At 71.7% G+C, this 23,265-nt stretch carries 19 protein-coding genes and 3 pseudogenes; 16 read left to right on the top strand and 6 right to left on the bottom strand.

The genetic code is table 11. From position 1 onward, the window contains the following. Positions 1-88 precede the first annotated feature (88 nt). Entirely contained in the window at positions 89-325 is a 237-nt protein-coding gene (locus tag NBZ83_RS14795) for a helix-turn-helix domain-containing protein (RefSeq protein WP_261565283.1), read from the bottom strand. Between the two features lie 505 nt (positions 326-830). Between NBZ83_RS14795 and NBZ83_RS14790 the strand changes: the two genes are divergently transcribed. From NBZ83_RS14790 to NBZ83_RS14765, 6 genes are all read left to right on the top strand, one after another. Continuing rightward, on the top strand, positions 831-1,610 hold the full coding sequence (locus NBZ83_RS14790) for an SAF domain-containing protein (RefSeq protein ID WP_261565284.1): 780 nt from the start codon (positions 831-833) through the stop codon (positions 1,608-1,610). Further along, positions 1,607-2,941 carry a CpaE/TadZ family protein gene (locus tag NBZ83_RS14785; RefSeq protein WP_261565285.1) on the top strand — a complete coding sequence of 445 codons (1,335 nt, stop codon included), beginning with the start codon at positions 1,607-1,609 and terminating at the stop codon, positions 2,939-2,941. Before NBZ83_RS14790 ends, NBZ83_RS14785 begins: the two co-directional genes overlap by 4 nt. A gap of 530 nt (positions 2,942-3,471) precedes the next feature. After that, on the top strand, positions 3,472-3,972 hold the full coding sequence (locus NBZ83_RS14780; RefSeq protein WP_136448944.1) for a transcriptional regulator: 501 nt from the start codon (positions 3,472-3,474) through the stop codon (positions 3,970-3,972). A gap of 224 nt (positions 3,973-4,196) precedes the next feature. Beyond that, entirely contained in the window at positions 4,197-5,354 is a 1,158-nt protein-coding gene (locus NBZ83_RS14775; protein ID WP_261575192.1) for a patatin-like phospholipase family protein, read from the top strand. Between the two features lie 143 nt (positions 5,355-5,497). After that, complete coding sequence (locus NBZ83_RS14770) at positions 5,498-5,992, top strand: DUF6912 family protein (protein WP_261559325.1); 495 nt, start codon at positions 5,498-5,500, stop codon at positions 5,990-5,992. A 472-nt stretch (positions 5,993-6,464) separates the two neighbouring features. Then, on the top strand, positions 6,465-8,480 hold the full coding sequence (locus tag NBZ83_RS14765; protein ID WP_261575191.1) for a helix-hairpin-helix domain-containing protein: 2,016 nt from the start codon (positions 6,465-6,467) through the stop codon (positions 8,478-8,480). A gap of 162 nt (positions 8,481-8,642) precedes the next feature. Here NBZ83_RS14765 and NBZ83_RS14760 read toward each other — a convergent pair whose 3' ends face one another. Beyond that, on the bottom strand, positions 8,643-10,307 hold the full coding sequence (locus tag NBZ83_RS14760; protein WP_261575190.1) for a PAS domain-containing protein: 1,665 nt from the start codon (positions 10,305-10,307) through the stop codon (positions 8,643-8,645). Positions 10,308-10,900: 593 nt separating this feature from the next. Here NBZ83_RS14760 and NBZ83_RS14755 point away from each other — a divergent pair. The 6 genes and pseudogenes from NBZ83_RS14755 to NBZ83_RS14730 all read left to right on the top strand — a co-directional run bounded on the left by NBZ83_RS14755 (position 10,901) and on the right by NBZ83_RS14730 (position 15,584). After that, the gene (locus NBZ83_RS14755; protein WP_261565289.1) at positions 10,901-12,208 is read left to right on the top strand and encodes a TadA family conjugal transfer-associated ATPase; all 1,308 of its coding nucleotides are present in this window, start codon (positions 10,901-10,903) and stop codon (positions 12,206-12,208) included. Beyond that, positions 12,208-13,062: pseudogene (locus NBZ83_RS14750) on the top strand (type II secretion system F family protein); the annotation flags it as partial. The gene NBZ83_RS14755 and the pseudogene NBZ83_RS14750, both read left to right, overlap by 1 nt. Positions 13,063-13,208: 146 nt before the next feature. Then, positions 13,209-14,159, top strand: coding sequence for a type II secretion system F family protein (locus tag NBZ83_RS14745; protein ID WP_261565291.1), 951 nt, complete (start codon positions 13,209-13,211; stop codon positions 14,157-14,159). A gap of 168 nt (positions 14,160-14,327) precedes the next feature. Beyond that, positions 14,328-14,588, top strand: a complete 261-nt coding sequence (locus NBZ83_RS14740; RefSeq protein ID WP_261565292.1) for a hypothetical protein — start codon at positions 14,328-14,330, stop codon at positions 14,586-14,588. After that, positions 14,575-15,021, top strand: coding sequence for a TadE/TadG family type IV pilus assembly protein (locus NBZ83_RS14735; protein ID WP_261575188.1), 447 nt, complete (start codon positions 14,575-14,577; stop codon positions 15,019-15,021). The genes NBZ83_RS14740 and NBZ83_RS14735 overlap by 14 nt, the downstream gene beginning before the upstream one ends. Next, a complete protein-coding gene (locus tag NBZ83_RS14730) occupies positions 15,018-15,584 on the top strand; it encodes a hypothetical protein (protein ID WP_308203792.1) in 567 nt (188 codons plus the stop codon). Before NBZ83_RS14735 ends, NBZ83_RS14730 begins: the two co-directional genes overlap by 4 nt. On the opposite strand, the gene NBZ83_RS14725 is transcribed toward NBZ83_RS14730, so the two are convergent. After that, the gene (locus NBZ83_RS14725; protein ID WP_261575187.1) at positions 15,585-15,725 is read right to left on the bottom strand and encodes a hypothetical protein; all 141 of its coding nucleotides are present in this window, start codon (positions 15,723-15,725) and stop codon (positions 15,585-15,587) included. A 377-nt stretch (positions 15,726-16,102) separates the two neighbouring features. On the opposite strand from NBZ83_RS14725, the gene NBZ83_RS14720 reads away from it, so the two are divergent. The 4 genes from NBZ83_RS14720 to NBZ83_RS14705 all read left to right on the top strand — a co-directional run bounded on the left by NBZ83_RS14720 (position 16,103) and on the right by NBZ83_RS14705 (position 20,632). Then, entirely contained in the window at positions 16,103-16,327 is a 225-nt protein-coding gene (locus NBZ83_RS14720; RefSeq protein ID WP_261570343.1) for a tautomerase family protein, read from the top strand. 612 nt (positions 16,328-16,939) lie between these two features. Further along, complete coding sequence (locus tag NBZ83_RS14715) at positions 16,940-18,166, top strand: RCC1 domain-containing protein (protein ID WP_261575186.1); 1,227 nt, start codon at positions 16,940-16,942, stop codon at positions 18,164-18,166. Positions 18,167-19,084: 918 nt separating this feature from the next. Beyond that, positions 19,085-19,345: a hypothetical protein gene (locus NBZ83_RS14710; protein ID WP_261570347.1), complete on the top strand. Its 261-nt coding sequence runs from the start codon at positions 19,085-19,087 to the stop codon at positions 19,343-19,345. Positions 19,346-19,666: 321 nt separating this feature from the next. Then, positions 19,667-20,632: a terpene synthase family protein gene (locus tag NBZ83_RS14705; protein ID WP_261570348.1), complete on the top strand. Its 966-nt coding sequence runs from the start codon at positions 19,667-19,669 to the stop codon at positions 20,630-20,632. A gap of 80 nt (positions 20,633-20,712) precedes the next feature. Here NBZ83_RS14705 and NBZ83_RS33355 read toward each other — a convergent pair whose 3' ends face one another. The 3 genes and pseudogenes from NBZ83_RS33355 to NBZ83_RS33845 form a co-directional block, all read right to left on the bottom strand. Further along, positions 20,713-21,600, bottom strand: a complete 888-nt coding sequence (locus NBZ83_RS33355) for an NHL domain-containing protein (RefSeq protein ID WP_261575185.1) — start codon at positions 21,598-21,600, stop codon at positions 20,713-20,715. 668 nt (positions 21,601-22,268) lie between these two features. Then, positions 22,269-22,475: pseudogene (locus NBZ83_RS33850) on the bottom strand (hypothetical protein); the annotation flags it as partial. Positions 22,476-22,794: 319 nt separating this feature from the next. Continuing rightward, positions 22,795-23,232, bottom strand: a pseudogene (locus tag NBZ83_RS33845) (ATP-binding protein); the annotation flags it as partial. Positions 23,233-23,265 lie beyond the last annotated feature (33 nt).

The following is a 23,265-nucleotide window of genomic DNA, read 5'->3' as shown; positions in this document are numbered from 1 at the left end:
GGATGGACGATGCCGCTGGACGCGATCGCCTACGTGCGCCGCGTCCCCTGACCGGCCCCGGGTTGGTCAGGGGGCCGGGGGCGGTCAGTCAATCCTGCGGCAGGGCCTCGTTGCGGCTCATCGGATTGGCCGCGACGAAGGCCCGGGTCTGCTCGTAGGCGCGCTGGATGTAGGCCTCCAGCTCCGAGCGCTCCACCCGCCACTGGCCCCGGCCGCCGATCTTGATGGCGGGGAGCTCGCCCGAGCGGACGAGGGCGTAGGTCTGGCTGGACGAGATGTTGAGGATGTCCGCCACATCACTCAGTTGAAGGAAGCGGTCGTTCATCAAAGTCCTCCTGATGAGGGCGGATGTCTCTCCTCACGTGTGTATCAGAGATTCCACCGCTCATCGCGTCCAGATGCATCAGCTTGTGGATAACTACGCGCGGACGCGACCGAAAGCCATCGCTCGCCGATGTTCTTGCCCGCTTCCGCCGGAGCTCGCCGTCGATGGCCGGCATCGGGCCCCGCCGAGCCACTGACCTGCATCGCTACCGGCGTGCGGCGCCGCAGGACGGTATGGCGGCCGACGTGGGTGAGGCGAATATCGTGCGGCTTCGTCCCGATCGCGCATCGCTCCGGGCCGGCTGCGCGTCCAACCGGGTGAGCTCAGAACACCCGGGATGTTGCTGCGCACGGCCGTCGGCGAACACCGATTGTCAACGGTGGCGTTCCGCAGCGGAATCATCGCTGGTTTCGGTGGGTTCGGGGCCTTCGACCGCGTACGCTCTGCGACCGGAAGGTGTGAACATGCACCAATGGTCCGGCCAGGAGAAAAGGGAGGTCTCCCGGTGACCGAGCTCGCTGCGGCGCCGGTCCGTTCCGAGGCGTCCCCGCCGCCGGGCTCGCCTCCCGCCCGCCGGCTGACCCGGCGGCGGTGGCGGGACTCCCGGCTGCTCATCGGGGTGCTGCTCGTGCTCGTCTCGGTCGTCGTGGGGGCACGGCTGTTCGCGATGGCGGACTCGACCCGGCAGTGGGTGGTGGCGAAGTCGGCCCTGCCCGCCGGGCACGTCGTCGTGGCGGGGGACCTGACCACGGTGTCCGCCCGCCTTGATGACGCGACGTCCGACCGCTACTACCCCGGCGGCCGCCTGCGGGACCTGACCGGCGCCACCCTCGCCCGGCCCGTCGACGCCGGGGAGCTCGTCAGCGGAGCCGACTTCGCCGGGCGGAACATGCAGTCCACCAGGCTGGTCCCCGTCATCGTCAAGGCGGGTCGGCTGCCGGCCCTCGAGCCCGGCGATCACATCGACGTCTACGTGTTCTCCGCTGCGGCGGCGGCCACCGGCTCCGGAGACCAGGCCGGCGACCAGCCGAATCAGCCGAATCAGCCGGCGCCGGCCGCGGGGGCCGGTGCTGAGTCGCTGGTCCTGCACGACGTCGAGTTCGTCGGGCTGGAGAAGCTGGCCAGCGGCGACCGTTCGCTGACGCTGCGGGTGCCGGTCGACAACGCGATCCAGGCGGTGGCGGCGTCGCAGAGCGAGCGGGTCGACGTCGTGAAGCTCGAACGGGACTCCCGCGGCGGCGTCGGCTCGACCGGACCGACCACCGTGGCGGGGTTCGGCCGGTGAGCCTGCCGATCCTGACCGCGGTGACCGACTCCGAGGTCGAGGCCGGCCTGGTCTCGGCCTTCGATCGCCGCGATCTCGGCGTCACCGTGGTCCGCCGCTGCGTCGACCTGCCGGATCTGCTCGCCGCGGCGACGACGGGTGCGGCTCGGGCGGCACTGCTGTCGGCCGATCTGCGCCGACTGGACCGCGATGCGCTGACCCGGCTGGCGATGGCCGGCATCGCCGTGGTCGGCCTGATCGCGCCCGGTGACGAGGACGCGGACCGCCGGCTGCGCCAGCTCGGGGTGGCCGCGGTCATCCCCGCCGATGCCACCGCCGAGGTGGTCGCCGGCGCCGTCGTCGAAGCCTCCCGCGCGCTGGCGTCGCACGCCGCCGCCCCAACGAACTGGCCGGCCGCCGCCTCCTCTTACAGCGAGCCGCTGCTGGGTTTCGGGCAGCTCGCCCCGGCCGGCGCCGGCACCGACGGCCTCGGCCTCGGCGAGCCTGGCGGCGGCCGGGTGATCGCGGTCTGGGGGCCGGCCGGAGCGCCCGGGCGCACGACGATCGCGCTCTGCCTCGCCGCCGAGATCGCCGCGCTGGGGACCTCGACGCTGCTGGTGGACGCTGACTCCTACGGCGGGGCGATCGGCCAGCTCGTTGGCCTGTTGGAGGAGGCGCCGGGCCTCGCCGCCGCGGCCCGGTCCGCCAACCAGGGCCTGCTCGACGTGCCGCGGCTGGCGCTGCTGTGCCGAGACCTGGGTGAGGGCCTGCGGGTGCTGCCGGGCATCTCCCGGCCGTCGCGGTGGCCCGAGCTGCGCCCGGCGTCCATCGAGACGGTGCTGTCGATGGCCCGGCGGCTGGCGTCGTACGTGGTGGTGGACTGCGGCTTCTGCCTGGAGGCGGACGAGGAGCTGTCGTTCGACACCGCGGCGCCACGGCGCAACGGGGCGACGCTCGCGGTGCTGGAAGCGGCCGACGTCGTCCTCGCGGTCGCCTCGGCGGAACCGGTCGGTCTGGTCCGGTTCGTCCGTGGACTGGCTGATCTGCGGGAGACCGTCCCGGCGGCCGATCCGCTCGTGGTGGTCAACCGGCTGCGGGCCTCGGTTGTCGGCGGCGACCCTGCGCGGGAGGTCAGCCGGGCGATCCTGCGCCACACGGGGACCGAGCCGGTCGCGCTCGTGCCCTACGACCTCGCAGGGCTGGATGCCGCGCAGGTCGCGGGTCAGCTCCTGCGGGACATCGCGCCCACGTCGCCCGCCCGGCTGGCGATCCGGGATCTGGCCACCCGCCTGGCCGGGCGGCCCGGGGTCGCCCGCCGGCGCCGCGGCGGGTTCCGGCGTCAGTCGCGGTAGGCGATCACCGACTGCGCGGTTCGCGCCTTCCGTCCCCCCACTCGCCCTCCGTTCACACGTCGTTCGTCTTGCGGACGCCCCCGCTCCCTCGCACCGGCTGGGGGTGTGCGCGGCTCGCCGGACCGGGCGATGGCGACTCACCGTTACGCTCTTGGCATAACGGTGACATAAAGTATTCATCTTGTCATGGATGTGTAGCGGGCACGGTTACAGCGAGCGATTCGCGGGCATCGCTGTGTCGAACGGTTTTGGTCAAGAAGTAAAGGGGATCTTACTCAAAGCTGCCAGCGGCATGAGATCGGCAACGTTTTGATATTGATCTGATGCGCTGTGAAGCAGAGGGATGAATAAAGATGCGGTCATGCTGCAGAACGTGATGCAATGTATGTCTGCGTAAGAATCCCCTTTCGGCAACGTTACGTTAGTGTTGAGCAGGCCTCGGAGGTGCCATCCGGAGCACGGTCGCAACCGCGATCGGCGATCCGGGCGGCACGGGGATGCTCGGGCGAGACGGCTTGGGGGTGTGTCGGGTGAGCCGGGAGTACGCGAAGGCGGTGGGCGCCCGCCTACGGGCGATTCGGATACAGCAGGGGCTGTCGCTCCAGGGGGTCGAGCAGAAGTCGCGCGGCCGTTGGAAGACCGCCGCCGTCGGCTCCTACGAGCGCGGGGACCGCATGATCAGCGTCCACCAGCTCTCCGAGCTCGCCGGGTTCTACGGCGTGCCGGTGTCGGCACTGCTGCCCAGCGAGGACCAGCTGCCCCCGCGCGAGCGTCGCCCGCGCACGGTCCTGAACCTGGAGAAGCTCAGCGAGGCCCCGCCCGACACCTCCGCGCTCGTCCGGCGTTGGGTGGCACAGATCCAGCGCCAGCGTGACGACTACGCCGGGCACGTGCTGTCCATCCGCGACGGTGATGTGCGCGCCCTCGCCCTGCTGCACGACACCACGCCGCAGGAGTTCGCCGAGCGCCTGCGTAACTGGGGCGTCCTGGAGACGAGTTTCCCCGAGGAGAGCGAGGAGCCGCCGGAGTAGTCCGGTGGTTCGTTCCAGGCGCGTCACGCGCCGCAGGTGATGAACGGTCGACGCGGACCGTGGACTGCGACTGGCCCATCTCCGGAAGGCCCCGCGCGGCATAGCCGACGGCCGACCGGTCCAGGTGCGACCGGGCGGGGCCCACACGGCAGCGGGCCGACCGGGGCGGCAGTGCCCCAGCGCAGGGTGCATCCCCTCCCGGCCGTCGCGCCAGGAGGTGGACAATGACCAGAAGGCGGGTCGCGCGAAGCGGCCTGGTCCTCGGCGCAGGCGGAGTCCTAGGGTCCGCCTGGATGATCGGCGCCATGCATGCCGTCGAAACCGAGACCGGCCGCGACCTGGGCAGTAGCGACCTGGTGGTCGGCACCTCCGCCGGCTCGGTCGTCGCGGCCCTGCTTGGCCTCGGCATCGGCATCGACGTGATGGCCAATTCCGAACGCGGACTGTACGAGGCGGGCGGCCCCGTCCTCGACTACCGTGACCTCGGCGCGTCCCTCCCCCCTCGGCCCCGCATGCGGATGGGCTCCCCACGGCTGCTCACGGCCAGCGCGCTGCACCCCCGGCACGCTTCGCCGATGGTGACCCTGGCGGCGATCCTGCCGCAGGGCCGCGGCAAGATCTCCGCAGTGGGTGACCTGGTCGCGGCCGCGATGGACCGCAAGGGACTCAGCCTTGCCGACTGGCCCGTCCCGGCGACCCTGCGGATCGTCGCGATGAACTTCGACACCGGCCACCGGGTGCTGTTCGGCTCGCCCGACGCACCCCGGGTGACGCTGCCCGAGGCTGTCATGGCGTCCTGCGCGATCCCCGGCTGGTACGCGCCGATCGAGTCCAGCGGCCAGCGCTTCGTCGACGGCGGGACCCGTTCACCCACGTCGGTCGACCTGCTCGCCGACGCCGGGCTCGCGGAGGTGCTCGTGCTCGCGCCGGCCTGCTCGCTGGCCAGCGATCGCCCCCGTGGCGCGGTGGCCATAGTCGAACGGCAGGTCCGGCGCGCCGCGACCCGTCGGCTACTACGGGAGGTCGAGCTGGTCGAGGCCGCGGGCACCCGGGTGACGGTGCTGTCCCCAGGACCGGAGGACCTGGCGGTCATGGGCGGCAACCTGATGGACCTGACCCGCCGGGCGGAGGTCTTCGAGACCAGCCTGCGAACCACGCGCGCGGCCCTGCGGGCGAGTGCTCGCCCTCGGCCTCGCCCTCGGCCGGCCCGGGTCGCCACGACTGCCGCCGCCGGCCGTGGCGGCGCGGTCACCGGCACCCGTGCGGTCACCGGCACCGGGGGGAGCGGCACCCGCGGCGGTGCCGGCGTCGAGGGGGGCGCCGACACCACCGCGGGCTCCGCTCCGCCCGAAGGCCGGCTCGGCCTGGACCTGGCCGGCTGACGCGGACGGTCCGCGGCATGGCACCGACCCGCTGCTCCGGCCCCGGCGGCACGGCCGCGCCTCTACCGCTCGTACCGCCCGTACCGCCCGTCGGGTGGGACCCTCGTTGTTCGTCCGGCGCGACTGGTTGCGAGACTGCTCGGGTGCGCATCTACCTGCCGTCCACGCTCATCGCCGCGCGATCGGTATGGGAGTCCGGGCAGGTGCCGGCCGGGACGGGCTTCGCGGTCACGCCGGCGCTGCGCGAGTGGTATGCCCAGTCGGAGTCCGAGGAGGAGCTGGAGTACGCGGTGCTCCACGACGCGGCGCGCGCCAGCCTGCGCCTGCTCGACGCCGACCCGGCGGCACCGCGCCGGCGCCTGGTCTTCGTCGCGGACCTCGCCGACGGCGACGTCCGTGTCCGTGACGATCTCGAACGGGGCGCCGCCGAGATCGACTTTCCGGTTCCCTGGTCGGCCGTAGGAGCGATCCATGTCGACGACGGCGACGATGCGGAGGTCCTCGACGCCGTGGCCGAGGCAGCCGATCACATCGTTGAGGCTGACCTCGGCGGCGAGGACGCGGCCTTCATCGTCGACAGTGTCGAGGGCTTCGAGCTGCTCTGGTTCGCCCCGCAGGAGCTGCCCGACCTGCTGTGAGCAGGCGCGCCCCGCCATGGGGGAGCAGGCCGGTCACGCGGGTGGTGCTCGGCGCCGGCCGCCGGAGCTCGCCGCCTGACGGCGTGCCGTTCGATGTGACCCAGACCACACCCATTGATGGTTCGTTGGGGCATGATGTCTGGACCGGTGCTACCCGGCGTGAAATGTTGGCATCGGACGGCGCTCAGGGTGGCCATCCGGTTCCAATGCGGTGGTCTGGCTCACCGTGCGGCGTCCGTGGGCGGCTTTTCTCCACGCAAACTGGTCTGGATGGACAACGGTTGTGCCTCCCCGAGGTATGGCCGATGTCGTGTGTTGCGAATAATGCGTAGGTGGGCGGTGAGGCGCCGGCCGGGTTCCCGCCCGGTTGGTGCCGATGGTCCGTTTTTCTCCCAACATCCCTCGTGCCGGCTTGCCGGCTCGGGCGGGCGTGGATCTCGATAACCCAACCGCGTAAGGAGGCTGGCAGCCGATGCTGTACCTCGCCGGGCAGATCCTGGCGTACGTGCTGGTGGCGATGTTCATCGGCGCCGCGCTGGCGTGGGTGTTCCTGATCGCCCCGCTACGCCGGCAGGTGCGCCAGACCCGCGACGGTCAGCCGGATCCCAGGGCCGGAGGCCACGTGCCGATGCCCGATGCCGGGGTGGCCGACGGCGGGGTGGCCGACGACGCGGGAGTGCCGCTCGCAATCACGTCCCGCGCCCGGGAGCTCGGCGGCGGGACCCCGCTGCGGGGTGGTGCGAAGCAGGCTGTGGAACCCGCCGAGCGCGAGGATCACGCGTTCGCCGAAGGCGCCCGGCTCGAGCTTGAGGCGTTGCCCGGGCCCGCCCCGCGCCTCGACGCTGACAAGCTGCCGGGGACCGCTGAACGGCTCGAGGACGGCGCCGACACCGGGCTCGGCGCTGACGAGGTGTCCGCGGGCCCGGCCGTCGCCGGTACCACTGGGCCCGACGAGGTTGGTGCGGAACTTGCCACCACCGGGCCGATCGCGTTGCCGATCAACGCCGTGCGCGTCGGTGAACCGGTCGCCGAGCTCGTCGCCCTGCTGCGCCGGCAGCGGGACGACGCCGCCCTGGAGAAGGCCGACCTGACCGCCCGCCTCGCCGTGGCCGAGCAGCGGGCCGCCGAATCCGAGCAACGGATCGGTGCCGCGGAGCGGCATGCCATTACGGCGAGCGCCCGGGTCGAGGAGATCGAGGCCACGCTGCGCGCCAGAATCGAGGCCGCGACAGGCGGCGCCGGGGCTGGCATCGGCGGGGAGCGTGCAGCGGACGACGGATCGTCGGCAGACGCGGTCATTGCCCCGGCTGACACCGGGCTAACCGTCGCGGAGCTCGCGCGCGAGGCCGAGCTGCTGCGCCAGCAGCTGGCCGAGGCGGAAGGCCGGGCCGCGAAGTTCTCCTCCCGACTGGCGATGGCACGCACCGAGGCGGAGGACTCCCAGCGCCTCGTCGCGACCATGACCACCCGACTCGACCGGCATCAGGCCGAATGGGCCGCGGAACGGATCAGCCTGCTCGGCCGGATCTCAAGGACCGAGTCCGCGCTCGGGCGCGACGCTGACGCCGTTACCGCCACGGGTACCGAGACCGAGACCGAGGAGCCCATCGCCGCCGCCGAGGCTTCCACGCGCGAAAGCTCCACCCTCGAAGCCGGGCACCGGGTGGAGTACTCGGCCGCCATCGAATACGCAGAGATCGTCGGTACGGCGAAGGCCGTGGCGTCAGCGCGTACCGCCCGCTCCGCCCGAGCAGCCGGTCCGCTCCAGCCCCTCGCACAGACCCGCGCAGCCGAGCCGGCCGCTGCCGAGCCGGCCGCGATTGCGGGACCGGCCGAGGTAACTGAGCCGGCCGATGTTGCCGAGCCGGCCGATGTCGCAGCGCCGATTGATGCTGTGGAGCCGGCGTACGAGGACGAGCCGGTCGAGGTAGCGGAGTCCGCGAGGCCTGCCGAGCCGGTGCGGCCGGATTCCGGTGACTTCGCCCGTGCGGCGGCCCCGGCCGACCCTGGGGCTGCTGCGCCCGCGAGTGGGACCGAATCGGGGCGCACAGGCACGCTGGGCGTGGCTGGGATGAGGGCCAAAGCCTCCTCCGGCGTCACCAAGGAGCGGCCGGCGGCGGTGGCCGGGGTCCTGGCGCCGACCGGTGGCGGGCCCTCGCGCACGCCGGGCGTGTGGTCGGGCGCGATGGGCGAGCAGGCCGCGGGCGGCCGGGTCGTCCAGGAGTCCGCGCCGCGCTGGAACGGGCTACTCGATCCGGTTGTCGCCGGCGGCGACAACCTCAAGGAGATCGTCGGCATCGGCCCGGTGATTGAGTCGCGGCTGCGGACGCTGGGCATCACGACCTTCAGCCAGCTTGCTGAGATGGGCGACACCGACGTCGAACGGCTGGCCCACAAGCTCGACGGATTCGGCGACCGGATCATCTCCGACGACTGGGTGGGTCAGGCCCAGGATCTTCAGGTGCGTCACTACGGCGGCGTCTACTAGACGAAGGTCCCGCATCCCACCTTGACCCCAGGTAGTCGTCGGCTGACTCTGCTGGCGCCACCCCCGGTAGCTGCCGCGTGTCTGCTCGCCGACCTGGTTTCCGGCCAGATTACGGCCAGATCGTGCCGAGGCTCAGCCACGGTTTTACGGCCCAGAACCGTTTCAAAGCCCGGAGATGAGCCCCTCGATCTCGGCCTCGAGGATTCGGCGGTCGGTGACGTCGCTGTAGAGCCACAGGTGACCGCGGTAGCCGTCGGCCGCGGTCAGCGTGATGTGGCTGCGTTCGAAGACGCGGCCGTCGGCGAACATGACCGGCTCGCGGCGCAGCGTGCGGCGTCGGCGCAGCAGGGTGTCCAGGCGGGCGGCGAAGCCAGACGGGTCGTCGACCAGCCCGGCCCGCGGCCGCAGATGCCGACGGCAGTCCGTGCCGACCAGGTCGACGGGGGAGTCGGCCAGATCGAACAGGTCGCAGTACATCTGGTTGACGGCGACGACGCTGCCGTCGCGATCGGCGATGAGGACCGCGGTCGCAAGCTCCGCGAGCAGGGTCGTCAGCCAGCGCTCCCGGTCCCGGCAGGCCTCCTCGATCCGTTGCGTCTGCGCGAACAGGCAGCCGCAGCCCTCGGCCGGGTGTCGTTCGTCGGTGTGCGGGGGGCGTGGATGCAGATCGGCGTCCTCGTCTCGGTGCAGGACGACGGCGGCGCGCCACTCGGCGCCGGGCGGTAGGGCGCCGCGAGGGTAGGTCGGCGACCGGTCCTCCGAAGCCTCGCGTGGGGAGGACCAGCCGGGTGTCGGCTCGCCGGGAATCGGCCGGCGAGGCAGGGGGATCGTCCAACGTCGATTCGCCGCGACGTCGTCCGCATCGGACCACCGCGCCGGGGGCCCGGACAGGGGGTGCCCAGTTCCGGCGGGATGACCGATGACCGGACCGCCGAGGTTCGGCGTGGGATCGGCTGAGCCGTCGCCGAATCGGTCCGGTCCGTCCGGGTGGTCCGGATCGTCTGCGCCGGTCGGGCTGTCAGGCCAGCGGAACGGATCGTCGGCGGAGTCGCTGAAGGCACGGGTTGCATCGTCGAACGGGTCGTAGCCGCCCAGCCCGTCGAACAGTTCGTAGCGATCGGGCCCGCCGGGCAGGATGCCCTCCGGCTCGGCATTCTCCTGGCCGAACAGTTCGTGGCCGAGTAGCTGCTCGTCGAGGAAGGCTGTGTCGAAGGCGCTGAGATCCGGTGCCCCCGCGCCCGTCCCCGCCCCCGAGTCGATGGGCGGTGTGAGGTGTTCGGCGTCGTTGTCGGCGAGAGGGTCGGTTAGGGCATCAGGGAGCGGGTGGCCGTCGGGATGCGGGTGGCCGGCGGTGTGCGGTTGGCTGTCGGGGTGCGCCGGGGCGTCCAGGCCGCGGGCGTCGCGGTGGTCGATGCCGCCCGGGGTGGGAGCGCCGACCGGCGCCGGGGTGAGGGTGCCGACGAAACGGCGCCGCCCGTCGCCGGCGGACGTCGCCACCGTCTGAATGATTGCCCGACGGGCGGTCCCGCCCGGCCGGACCAGTCGAATCTGTGCGGAGAACCCGTCGCCATGCGTGACCAGTCGCCGCCAATGGTTGCCCACCGTGGCAACGTCGTCGGGATGGACCACCCGGTCCCATCCCCAGCCGACTGCCTCGTCGCGGGTAAGTCCGGTCAGCTCGGACCACGGCCGGTTCACAAAGAGATGCCGGCCGACCGCGTCGGTGGCGAATACCGCCACGGGGCAATTCTCCACAATCCGCCAGAACATTTTCCAAGCGGTTTTGTCGAACATGTCCGACGGTTGGAAATCCCAGTCTCCGCTCATCGGTTCGCCCCTTTCGGGCCGCGCGTGGCGGGCTGCAGGCAGGTCCTGGGCGGCGCCACCATGGTGGGCGGATGGGCTTCTCGCCAGCGGTTGGCGAGCCCGCGGATCGATGGCTGACCGGACACGGAAGGGACCCCCGAGGCAGGCGTTGGTGGCTTACCGGGTGAGATCGGCGGGGTGGGGGAGGCTCCACCGGTCGACCCAGTAGGCGATTGTGGCTTCACGGATGAGCGGGTTAGGGACCGCCGCGAGGTTACCGCCTCCGGGACGATTAGGCGGCGAAATCCTGTGGGCGTTTCCGGGGCGGTCGGCGGACGACCGATCTACGGGATGTACGCGTAGGGCGATGGGTGCCCCTCGAGCCGCGCCCGTGTATCGAATGCGGAGAGTAACTTTATGGGTGGTCAAGGTGGGACGCTGTGCACACCGTGACCTGCCTGTGTCCGACCCGGCCCACACCCCCGGATGGGGTTGTGCGAACGTTGTTGCGTCCGCCCTGATGGTCAGGGCTTGATAAGCAGTGACCTTCTTTCTACGCTTCGTAGCAATTGTCCGGGCGAGGAAGAGGCGGAGCTGGAGGATCGGCGGTTTTCGTGGCGGTGGCACGTGGCGGTTGGCTGGACGCCACATCGCTCGTGGAGGACGAGGTCCGCGAGCTCGTCCGGCGGCGTTCCCTGGATCCCGTGCGCGATCCGGCTCAGGTCCGCCAGCTCGTTCAGGAAGTGCTCGCCGACTATGAGGAACGCGTTCTCGTCAGTGACCTTCCGCCCGTCGTCGACCGGGATGTCACCGCCCGGCTGGTCTACGACGCGGTCGCCGGCTTCGGGCCGCTGCAACGCCATCTCGACGACCCCACCATCGAAGAGATCTGGATCAACGAGCCGGGTCGGGTATTCATCGCCCGGGCTGGTCGCAGCGAGCTGACGACGACAATTCTCACCGCCGACCAGGTGCAGGATCTGGTCGAACGGATGCTGAAATCGTCCGGCCGGCGGGTGGACCTGTCGACCCCCTTCGTCGACGCCATGCTCCCGGATGGTTCCCGGCTGCACGTGGTGATTCCCGACGTGACCCGGGTGCACTGGTCGATCAACATCCGCAAGTTCGTGCTGAGCGCGGGCAGCCTCGACGAGCTGATCGGGCTGGGCACGATCACCGCTGCCGCCGCCGCGTTCCTGGAGGCCGCTGTGGTCTCCGGGCTCAACATCATCGTCGCCGGCGGCACCCAGGCCGGGAAGACGACGCTGCTCAACTGCCTCGGCTCGGCGATCCCCGCCCGCGAACGGGTGATCTCATGCGAGGAGGTCTTCGAGCTGAAGCTGCGCGCCCCGGACTGGGTGGCGATGCAGACCCGGCAGGCCAACCTGGAGGGCAGCGGGGAGATCCGGCTGCGTCGGCTGGTCAAGGAGGCGCTGCGCATGCGCCCGGACCGGCTGGTGGTCGGCGAGGTCCGCCAGGAGGAGGCGCTGGACCTGCTCATCGCGCTGAACTCCGGGCTGCCGGGGATGTGCAGCCTGCACGCCAACTCGGCCCGTGAGGCCGTCACGAAGCTGTGCACGCTGCCGCTGCTCGCCGGGGAGAACGTCAGCCACGCCTTCGTGGTGCCGACCGTAGCCGCCAGCGTCGATCTCGTCGTCCACCTGGAGAAGGACGTCTCCGGCCGACGGCGCGTCACCGAGATCGTCGCGCTGCCCGGTCGGGCCGAGGGCGACATCGTGGAGATCGCCCAGATCTACCGCTCCCGCGCCGAGGGCCTCGTCCGCGCCGACGGCTTCCCCCCGCACGTCGACCGGTTCACCCGCGCCGGCTACGACCTGCCCGCCCTGCTCGCCCAGGGGGACCGCGACCACCCCCACCGCCGGCCCGGCGGGGGCTGGCCCGAGATCGCCGTGGAGCACTGATGGGGATCTTTCTCGGCCTGCTGTGCGGGCTCGGCCTGTTCCTCATCATCACCAGCGGCCGGCCCCGCGCGTCGAGTGGCCCGACGACGATGCGCTGGGAGCACACCACCGCCGAGCTGCTTGCCCAGGCCGGCATCCGCGGCCTGAGCCCCCGCCAGTTCGTCGCGATCAGCGCCGGCCTCGGCCTGCTCGTCGGTCTTCTCGTGCTGGCGTTCACCGGCACCCTGTCGCTCGCCGGCGCGTTCGTGGTCTTCGCGAGCCTGCTGCCGCGGGCGTTGGTCGTGCGCCGCCGCCACGGTCGCATCCACGACCTGCGAGAACTGTGGCCGGACGTCGTCGACAACCTTGCCAGCGCCGTGCGCGCCGGGATGTCGCTGCCCGAGGGCCTGGCCGCCGTCGGGGTGCGCGGGCCGGTGCAGCTACGCCCGGCGTTCACCCGCTTCGGCGAGGACTACAGCGCCACCGGATCGTTCTCGACCTGCCTGGACCGCCTCGCCGACGAGCTCGCCGACCCGGTCGCCGACCGGATCATCGAGTCGCTGCGGATGGCGCGGGAGGTCGGCGGCACCGACCTCGGCCGGCTCCTGCGCACCCTGTCGACCTTCCTGCGTGAGGACGCGCGGACCCGGGCCGAGCTGGAGACCCGCCAGGGCTGGACGGTCAACGCCGCCCGCCTCGCGCTCGCCGCCCCCTGGATCGTGCTGCTCCTGCTGGCCACCCGCGGCCAGAACGTGCAGGCGTACGACAGCCCGACCGGCGTGCTGGTGCTCGTCGGCGGCGGCGGCGTGTCCGCCCTCGCCTACCTGTTGATGAAGCGGATCGGCCGGCTGCCCGAGGAGGGCCGGGTCCTGCGCGGCGGGGCCATCGCCGCCGCCCAGGCCGCTGCCGCCCAGGCCGCCGCCACCACTGCCACCACTGCCACCACTGCCACCACCACCAACGGGCTCGGGGGCTTCGACGGGCCGGAGTTCGGGGCGGAGCCGGATCGGGGGAGGCAGCCATGACGATGGTCGCCGCCGGGGCGCTGCTCGGCCTGCTCGCCGGGCTCGGCCTGGTCATTGTTGTCTACCGGTCGCCGCGGGCGCGGCGCATCCAGCTCGCCGACCGGCTCGACCCCTACCTTCGCGACACGCCCACTCCGTCCCGTCTGCTCGCGGCCCGGCCGCGCGCGTCGGCCCGCCCGGGGTTCGCCGCGGTCGAGGCGCTCCTGCGGCCGTTGCTGTCGGATGTGGCCGGCCGGCTCGACCGTTTCCTCGGCGGCCGGGCGGCACTGCAGCGCCGGCTGACCCAGGCGGGCGGGCGGACCAGCATCGAGGAGTTCCGGGTCCAGCAGGTGATCTGCGCGGTCAGCGGCGCGCTGATCGGCGCGTTCCTGCTGGCGTTGCGCACGCTGCTCGGCATCGGCCCGCCGGCCCTGGTCGACGTCGCCCTCGTCGTCGCCGGCGCCGCCGGTGGGGTGGTCGGCCGCGAGTACTGGCTGACCAGGTCGATCAACGAGCGCGAGGACCGGATGCTGCTGGAGTTCCCCACGGTCGCCGAGCTGCTGGCGCTGGCGGTCACCGCGGGGGAGTCCGCGATCGGCGCGCTGGAGCGGGTCAGCCGGCTTACCCACGGTGAGCTGGGCCGCGAGCTGCGCCTGGCTCTCGCCGACGCCCGCGCCGGCGCCACCCTCGTGCAGGCCCTGGAGGGCATCGCCGCCCGCACGGCGCTCGCGCCCCTGGCCCGGTTCGTCGACGGTATGGCCGTCGCGATCGAACGCGGCACCCCGCTGGCCGACATCCTGCGCGCCCAGGCGATGGACGTCCGCGAGGCCGGCAAGCGCCAGCTGCTGGAAGCCGGCGGTCGCAAGGAGATCGCCATGATGATCCCGGTCGTCTTCCTGGTCCTGCCGACGACTGTGATCTTCGCTTTCTACCCCGCCCTGGTGAGCTTCACCGTGATCGCCCAGTGATCGCGGCGGCCCCTGAGGAGGGACGCGGCCTGATCCGACACAGGCCCCCAACCGGCTTGGCACAACGCGGTGCCCGACGCGGATGCACAGGGTGCGCGGCACGGACGACGTGGGCGCACGGCTCAATGGCCGGGCGCATGGCTCAGGCCGGACGGTGATGGAGGGAACATGGGACGACGCATCGGGCAGACCCTGAAGGCGAGGTGGCTGGCCTGGCGGTCGGCGACCGACACGAGCGGCGCCGACGGCGACGGCCGCGCCGGCGGCAACGGCCGCGACCGGGGGGACGTCCCCGGCTGGGTAATGATCACGGTGATGACGGCGGCCCTCGTCGTCGCCATCGCCACGCTGGCGACGCCGGCGTTGCAGAACCTGTTCACCTCGGCGATCAACTCGGTGTCGGGCGTCGGCGGCGGTGGCGGCGGCTGACCCCCCGGCCACGCGGGGCGAAGGGGAAGCCGGCGAACCCGACGATGGGGGCACGCCGGGCGACGAGGGGTCGGCGGTCGTCGAGTTCATCCTGGTGGGGACGCTGCTGCTGTTCCTGTTCCTCGGGATCCTGCAGGTCGGCCTGATCCTGCACATCCGCAACACGCTCGCGGCGGATGCGGCGGAGGGCGCCCGGCACGCCGCCAACCTCGGCGTCGCGGCCGCGGACGGCGGCCCCTACGCCCAGGCGCTCATCGCCCGGACGATCCCCGGCCGCGCCGACACCGTCTGTACCGGCACCGACGTCGACGGCCCCGGCGGCACCCCGCTCGTCCAGGTGACCTGCAAGGTCGCCGTCCCGCTCGTCCTCGTTCCCCTCGGTGACGGCGTGACGATCACCGTCACCGGCCACGCCGTCAAGGAGCAGCCGTGACCTTCCGGCGACTGCGTACCATCCGCGCGATCTGGACGCGGGTGGTGTGGGGAGAGGGACGGACGCCCCGCGACGACCGGAGCCGGCGGCGCCGCGACGGGAGAGGGACGGACGACGGCTCGGCGATGATCGAGTTCGTCGGGTTGTCCGTCGTGCTGCTCGTCCCGTTCGTGTACCTGTTCCTGTGCGTGTTCTCGGTGCAGAAATCGGCGTTCGGGGTGACCGAGGCGGCCCGCGAGGCCGGCCGCGCCTTCGCCACCGCCGACAGCGAGACCCAGGGCACCGACCGGGCCCGCCTCGCCGCCGCCCTCTCCCTGCAGGACCAGGGGGTGTCCGGCGAGCCGCAGCTCCACTTCGCCCCGGTGGGTGCGAACTGCGGAGCGGGCAATCCCGGCGACGGTGCCCAGACCCTGGAACCGGGCGCGTCGTTCGTCGTCTGTGTCCGCACGGTCGTCACCCTGCCGGGCACCGGCGCCCTGTTCGCCGGCATCACCGACGTCACCGTCAACGGCCAGTTCACCGTCGTCATCGACGCCTACCGGGCTGATCGGTCAGGTGTCTGATCAGAGGTTTTGCCGGTCTGCTGAGCCGAGGGTCGCGGTGTCCTCGACGCCACGCAGCGCCGCCCAGCCGCCGAGGGCGAGCAGTAGGGCGCGCCGCCACATCGCCCCCGGCCCGGTGCACCGGGGGCAGGTTGCGGCCATGGGGCAGGCCAGCCCACCAGGCGACCATGAGCGCTCCGCGGGCGAGCACGCCCGGTACCAGGTTCGGCGGTAGTGGGGCCGACCGCAGGGCGCCGTCAGGATGCAGGCCCCGTGCGTAAACCGACACCGGCCGCACCGCGCGAGCTGGACGTCGAGCACCTGGGCATCCCGGCACGCTGGCGCGGCTGTGCGGGCCGGTCTGCGACCTGGGTCCTGGCTGGCAGCCCAAGGAGGCTGACCGCGACCGCGACCGCGACCGCGACCGCGACAGCGACAGGAAGACGCCTGACTTTCGTCGGCATGCCTGGGTACACCCTGGTCAGCCCGGCTGCCGGACGGCAGCTGGTGCCAGGGGTACAGCGTTGGAGGTGACGGGCATGCCGTTCGTCAACGTGAAAGTGATCGAGGGCGTATTCACCCCGCGACAGAAGCAGGAGATGATCACCAAGTTGACCGAGGTCATGGTCGGTATCGAGGGTGAGGCGACGCGATCGGTGACCCATGTCGTCGTCGAGGAGGTCCGCAGCGGGGACTGGGGCATCGGAGGGCGGTGCATGACCACCGAGGACGTGCAGAAACTTCAGGCCAGCGGGAGCGCCTGAGAAGCCGTCGACTACTCGTCGAGGAAATCCGACGGCGGAAAGGCTCGGGAGGTCGTCCCGCGGGACGAGGCCGAGTTGGCCGAACAGTTTGCTGACATCGTCGAGGACGTGCCCGGGCGCGCGGGTGCCGCGGGGCGCGATGGTGTCGAGGAGTTCGCCGCGGAGGAACTCGATGATCTGGTACCGGGGTTGTGGGCGGGCGTAGAGCAGTCGGGGGTGTGGGTGGCGGTCCCACGGATCGCGCGCGGCACGTCGGGTTCCGGCCAGATCATCAGGTCCACGACGTCGTTCACACGGTGCATCCGGAGACAGTCCGAACGGGGGGCGAGGCCGGCTCGCTGGCGATCACCCGCGCGTCGGGCTGTGGCCGCGTCCCGTCCGTGCGGGTCAGGGCGTTGCGGAACCCGCGCCCAGACCCGGCCTCCTGCGCGAACGTGCCCGGACGCTGGTGTCGGGTCGTGAGCATGTCGTAGCCGGGGGGTATGTCGAGTAATCTAATCAACACGCAGCGCAGCGAATATATCGCCCAGGGAGTCATATAAGGATCCCTGTTAACTACTCTTCGTGACCAACGGGTGTCGATGGCGACACCCGCGGTTCTGAGGAGTGGACATGTTTCGTCGACGAAGGCTGGGGATGGTGGCGGTGGCGCTGGCCGCTGCCGGCATCGTGGCCCTGCCGACAGCGGCCACAGCGGCCCCGGCATGGGGAACGGCCTCCGGGCCGCGCCCCCTCGTGGCGGGGCCCGGCCCGGCATGGTCCTGGGGTTACAACGGCCTCGGGCAGCTGGGCAATGGCACCACCACGAACAGCGCGGTACCCGTCCGGGTCAGCGGCCTGACCGGCCTGACCCAGGTGGTGGGCATCGCCGCGGGCAGGTACGCCGGATACGCGGTGCGCCGGGACGGCACCGCCTGGTCCTGGGGCTACAACGCCTACGGGCAGCTGGGCGACGGCACCATCACGAACAGCAGAGTACCCGTCCGGGTCAGGGGCCTGACCCGGGTCGTCGCCCTCGCCGGCGGCAGCGCCAACGGGTACGCGTTGCGCGGGGACGGCACCGTCTGGTCCTGGGGCTACAACAACTACGGGCAGCTGGGCAACGGCACCACCACCAACAGCCGGGTACCCGTGCGGGTCGTCGGCCTGACCCGGGTCATCGCCATCGCCAGCGGGGGCACGACAGCGTACGCGCTGCGCGAGGACGGCACCGTCTGGTCCTGGGGCTACAACGACGAAGGGCAGCTGGGCAACGGCACCACCGCCAACAGCCCACTACCCGTCCGGATCATTGGCCTCAGCGGGGTGAGAGCGATCGCCGGCGGCCAGGAAACCGGGTACGCGCTGCGCGGGGACGGCACCGTCTGGGCCTGGGGTGACAACGACGAAGGGCAGCTGGGCAACGGCACCACCGTGTCCAGCACGGTACCCGTCGTGATCCGCAACCTCAGCGAGGTGACCGCCATCGCCGCCAGCAGCGAGGGCGCCAGCGGGTACGCGCTGCGCGGGGACGGCACCGCCTGGGCCTGGGGCCTCAACAACACCGGGCAGCTGGGCAACGGCACCGACGACACCTCCCTGGTGCCCGTCCCGGTCAACGGCACCACCGGCCTCGTCGGGGTCACCGCGATCTCCGCGGGCAGCTTCAGCGGGTACGCGCTGCGCCGGGACGGCACCGTGTGGGCCTGGGGCAGCAACTTCTTCGGGCAGCTGGGCAAGGGCCTCACGACTCCCCCCTACAGCCTGCTTCCCGTCCAGGTAAGCGGCATTGCCGGGGCGGAAGCCGTCGCCGGCGGTGGCTTCAGCGGGTACACGCTCGTCAACACCTTGGACAGGTGACCGGGCTCGACAGCCAGGTCACGGACACGACCGCCCTGGCTCTGTTCGTGGGAACGGACCGCGGATGTTAGCCACCGCTCCCCACGGCGACGCCACAGACCCGATCGACGACGGGCAGGGAACCCGACCTCGCCGATCCCTGCGGCCCCGGTCCGGCATCCTCGCTGGCCGGGGCCGCAGCACGTCCCTCCACCGGCGCGTCAACAGCGCCTATGAGGTAGGTCGAGCACCCACCCGCCGCTGTCGGTGGTCGGTGTGTGGTCGGCCTGCCCGGCGAGGGCTGTCGGCCTCGGCGCGCCAGGTCTGCCAGCCACGTTCCTCGAGCCATGCGCTGGGGGCGGGGATCATGTCGGCCACGGCGGGGATGTCAGCGGCCGTCGCGGGGCGCATCAGCGTAGGAACGCCGTCGTCGCGAAATGCAGGTGGATCATCTCGATGAGTTTCGCGTGGGCCTCATCGTAGAGTTCGCGATCTTCGAGGCGGATGAGTACGTCCGCGAGCCCGGCGGGGTCCAGGCATGAGGATGCGCACGACGCCGTACCCCGGCGAGCCGGGCGGGCATGGTGTGTGCGCCCGCGGGCAGGTGTCCCCATATGTCGACGATCCGCGTCCGCTCGGCGGCATACCGTACAGCGGAGCGCTGTCGCAACTCCAGGGACAGAAGATGTCCCTGAACTTCTACGTCGGTGAGAGCTTCTACGTCGGTGAGAGCTTCGGGCCGAGCGTCGCGGCATGCTGGGAGAGCCGGCGAGGAGCCGAAACGCTGACGACTCCGTGCGGGCCGAGCGGACGCGGTGGACCCGCACCTGATGGACGTGTTCCGCCGGGCGCGCGCCGCAGGGCTGGTCGGGCCGTGACCGCCCGCTGCTGCCCAACGCCTGGCGCCGCCGAGACCAAGACCTACCGGGAGGACCCACGATGATCCCTGCCCACGGCTACACCGCCTTCTTCAGGCCCACCTCCGAAGGCGGCGACAAGAACATCGTGGGCGGTCTGCCCGCCAGCACGCCTGACGGGCAGAAGCTCGTCTGCCAGGTGCCGGTCGTCGCCTGGGGCAACAACGGTGAGGCCCTGGTTGCCGACATGGAAGACGGTTGTCTACGCAGTGTCCGGGGCACCGAAGGGTTCATCCGCCTCACCCGGACCGAGACCGGGACGGTCAGCCCGGAAGACGGGTGACGGGCGACTTCGCCGGCGGCGTCACCAGGAAGGCCGGCGGCGGGAATCGGCGATCTTGATGTGACGAGATCCACATCAAGGACAGGGTCGGATTTCGGTCGGTGTTGCCAGCCGGAGCTGCTCGATAAGTTCGGCCGAATTCCTCCGCCGGGCAATCCTGTCGCGCCATAATGGCAGACAGACGGTTCTTGGCCGGACTGCCCCACGTCCGCACGGGCGGGTTCCCGGTGTACTCCGGCTCGCCCTATCTCACCGCCGCCTTTGCCATGTAGGCATGTCACCCGGGCGGACTCCGCCCCCTCCCTGCACCGAGGCCACCTCATGACCGAGCTCTGTCACACCGGCGTGCCCAGACCAGACTTCGGTATCCGCGTCCCTGAACGGATGCATCCCGCGGCCGACCGCATCGGCGAACACGTCCTGACCTGGGCCGCCGAGTTCGGGCTGGCCGTCGACGCCGCCGCGCGTGCCCGGTTGGACGCCGCCGGATTCCACCTGGCGGCCGCCCGGATCCTGCCCGATGCGGAGCAGGCCGACGTCGAGGTCTTCGCCCAGTGGGCGGTGTGGCTGTTCCACCTCGATGACGAGCAGGACGAAGGGCCCATGGGCCGCAGTCCGGAGATCGTGCGCGAAACCTATGCCGCGATCATCGCAATCACCGAAGGGCAGCCCGCGTCCGCCGCCGCCCCTGCGTCGGTGGCCGCGCTTGCCGATCTATGGTCCCGCACCGCCCGGGGAATGTCCGCGCAGTGGCGGCGTCGCATCCGCCGGCACATCCACGATCACCGCGACGCCTTCCTTGCGCAGATCACCCACCGGCAGAACGGCACGGTGGCGAGCCCGGAGGAATACCCGGCACTGCGTCGGGACGACAATGCCATGTTCATGTACGACCTGGTGGAAGTCGCCTACCAGACGGAGATTCCCCCGGACCTCGCCGCGACGAACAGCTGGACCGAGCTGTGTGCGGCTTCGAGTGACATCATCGCCTGGACCAACGACGTGGTTTCCCTGCCGCGGGAAGCCGCCCTCGGGGAGACCACCAACTACATCATCGTTCTCCAGCGCGCCACCGGCTGCGACGAGCGCACCGCGCTCGAACAGGTACAGGTGCACATCACCCGACGATTGCGCGACCTCGACGACGCCGAACGCGCCTTCCTCACCGAGGCGCGGAGCTTGGCGACGACGGCGGACCCGGACCGACTACACCTGATCGTCCGAACCGTCTGCGACATGCCGGGCGCCCACCTGGCCTGGATGTTCACCTCCGGCCGCCACCGGTAGCGGTCCGCGTCAGTCCCGCCGAGGTCGGCTGCTCCCACCGGGGTTCGGGCGCGCGAAGGGGGCCTGGCGGCCGAGCTCGGTCATCGCCCGGGAATGATCGTGATGCGGTGCCGGCCTGGTTGTGCCACATAAACGGTCCCGTCCGGCCCGACGGCGACCTGGCGCGGGTCGGCCACGACCACCGGTCCGGACCGGCTGGCAAGCACGCGTAGGGAGCCGTCGTCCCGCAGGGCGAGTACCTGGTTGTGCACGGAATCGGCGAGGTAGACGACGCCGCCGGGACCGACGGCCAGGCTGGTTGGGGCGCCGATGTCCGTGGCGCGGGCCGGCCAGCCGGCTGATGCCGGGCGGCCCCCGTAGGCGGTGCCGGCGATGGTCTCGATCCGTCCGCCGGCGTCGACCCGCCGGATGCGGCGGTGTTCCTGGTCGGCGACGAGCAGCCGGCCCTGCGCGTCGACGGCGACCGCCTGAGGTCCGCTCAGGGATGCGTGGATCGCCGGACCGCCGTCCCCGAAATGTCCGGGGATGCCGGAACCGGCGACGACCCGGGCCGCACCGTCCGGGTCGAGCCGCCAGACCCGATGGTTACCGGTGTCGGCGAGGTGGATGACGCCGTCGCCGTCCACCGTCACCGACCTCGGACGACGCAGCCCGGATACGGCGGACACGGTCTCGATCCGACCGTCGGGTGACACCCGACGGAGCCGATCGTTGAAGGAGTCGGTGATGAACAGGGACCCGTCCGGCCCGACGGCGATGCCGGCCGGACTGTCCAGTTCGGCGTCGAACGCGGGGCCGCCATCGCCGCCGCGGCCAGCCTTCCCGGTGCCGGCGACCACGCTCGTGCCCTGGTCCGGGTCGTTGCCTGGCGCGCCGGTACGGGCCAGATCGAGGAGGAACTCCGGGTCGACCCTGCTGACGCGGTGCAGGAGCGGCTGGGAGACGAACAGGGCGTCGTCGGGCGCCACGGCTACTCCGGACGGGCTGTCGATCCGGTATTCGACTGTCGGTGCCGCCGGACCGGCTCAATCGTTCGACCAGTTTCGGATGCGCCCGGCGGTGGACGTCCCGGACCTGCACCGAGTTGTCCAGGCTGCCGGTCACCAACGTGCGGCCGTCGGGGCTGAACGTCACGGTGTTCACGTTGCTGACGTGGCCGGGAATCGAAGTGATCAGCGCCGGCCGGGACGGGTCGGCGACGTTCCACGGAGAAGCGCGACGCAGGCGGCGCCCCCAGGCCGCCGAGGACGAGGGTCCGGCCGTCCGGGCTGAAACGGAGCGTGAACACCCCGCCGGCCGGTCCGGCGAAGGTACTGATCATGGATGGTCGCCGCGGGTCGGTGATGTCGTAGAGGCAGACCCGCTTGGCCGTTGCGACGGCCAACAGGCGGCCGTCGGGATGGAACGTCGCGCTGTTCGTGACGTCGCCATCGTCGGCCAGGTCGTCGGTGATGGCCGACAGCGACGTGGGACGGTACGGGTCGGTGACGTTCCAGAGTTCCGCTGCCCGGTAGGACACCGTGACGACGTCACCGGTGCGCGGGTTGACCTCGGACGACTGCTGGTCGCCGTGGCGGCCGATGAGCGCGGGCCCAGGGATCTCCCAGACGCGCAGGGCGCCGTCGGCGGATCCGCTGGCGAGATGGCGCCCGTCGGGGCTGAAGGCGACGCTCCAGGTCGCCGCGCCCTCGTCGAGGAAGGTCAGCGGCCTGTCCCCGTCCGACGGATCGGTGAAGGCGGTGCTGGCCGTGTTGGCGGCCGGATCGAACAGTGGAACGCCGGCGAACAGGTTGCCGCCGGCGGCGACCAGAGCGCCCTTCGGCGCGACGGCGAGCGCGGTCATCGGGTCGTTGCCGACGCCCATGGTCGCGGTGTGGGTCAGGTGCAGCAGGTTCGGCCCGCTGAACACGCGGATGCGACCCGCGGCGCCGGCGGTGTAGACGCTGCGGCCGTCGGGACCGAACGCCACGGCCCGGATCGTGCCGACTCTGGCCGCGGTCGGATCCCCGGCGGGAACGTTGAGCAGGCCGACTGGGCCGATGTGCAGCCCGGGCCCGACCCACCAGAGCACCGCCGCCGCGGCCTCGTCGCCGGCGGCGAGATCGGATGAAGGTCTCCCGCTCGGAAAGATCATCACAGAGCGTGAAGATCTCTTCGAACTGGTCGATGGCGATCACCAGGCCGGCCTCGCCGGTGTGGGACACGAGGGCCTCGGCGAGCCGCTGCGGGACCTCGGTGTCCGGCAGCGACGCCGCCGCCGCGATCCCGGCGGCCGCGATCTGATCGAGCAGGCTCCGCACGGGATGCTCACCCGGCGTCATCAGAACCTGCGGCCACGTGTCCGATCCCGGAACCGCCCCGCGGGCCAGCACCGGCAGCAGGCCCGCACGCAACAACGACGACTTGCCCGATCCGGAGGCCCCCACCAGGACCAGCGGACCGCCCTCGGCCAGCCGTGTCCGTACCTGGATGACCAGGTCGGTGACCATCCGCTCCCGGCCGAAGAACCACCGCTCACTGGCGGCGTCGAACCCGGCGAGGCCCGGATAGGGGCAGCCGGTCGCCCCGGCCGGATCATCGACGTTCCCGGACGGGGGCACGGGCGAGGGCACGGGGACGGTCCGAGCCGGGGG

It is taken from the genome of Frankia gtarii (assembly GCF_025403375.1).
Taxonomy (GTDB): Bacteria; Actinomycetota; Actinomycetes; order Frankiales; family Frankiaceae; genus Frankia; species Frankia gtarii.
This window is presented reverse-complemented; position numbering and strand designations above follow the sequence as displayed.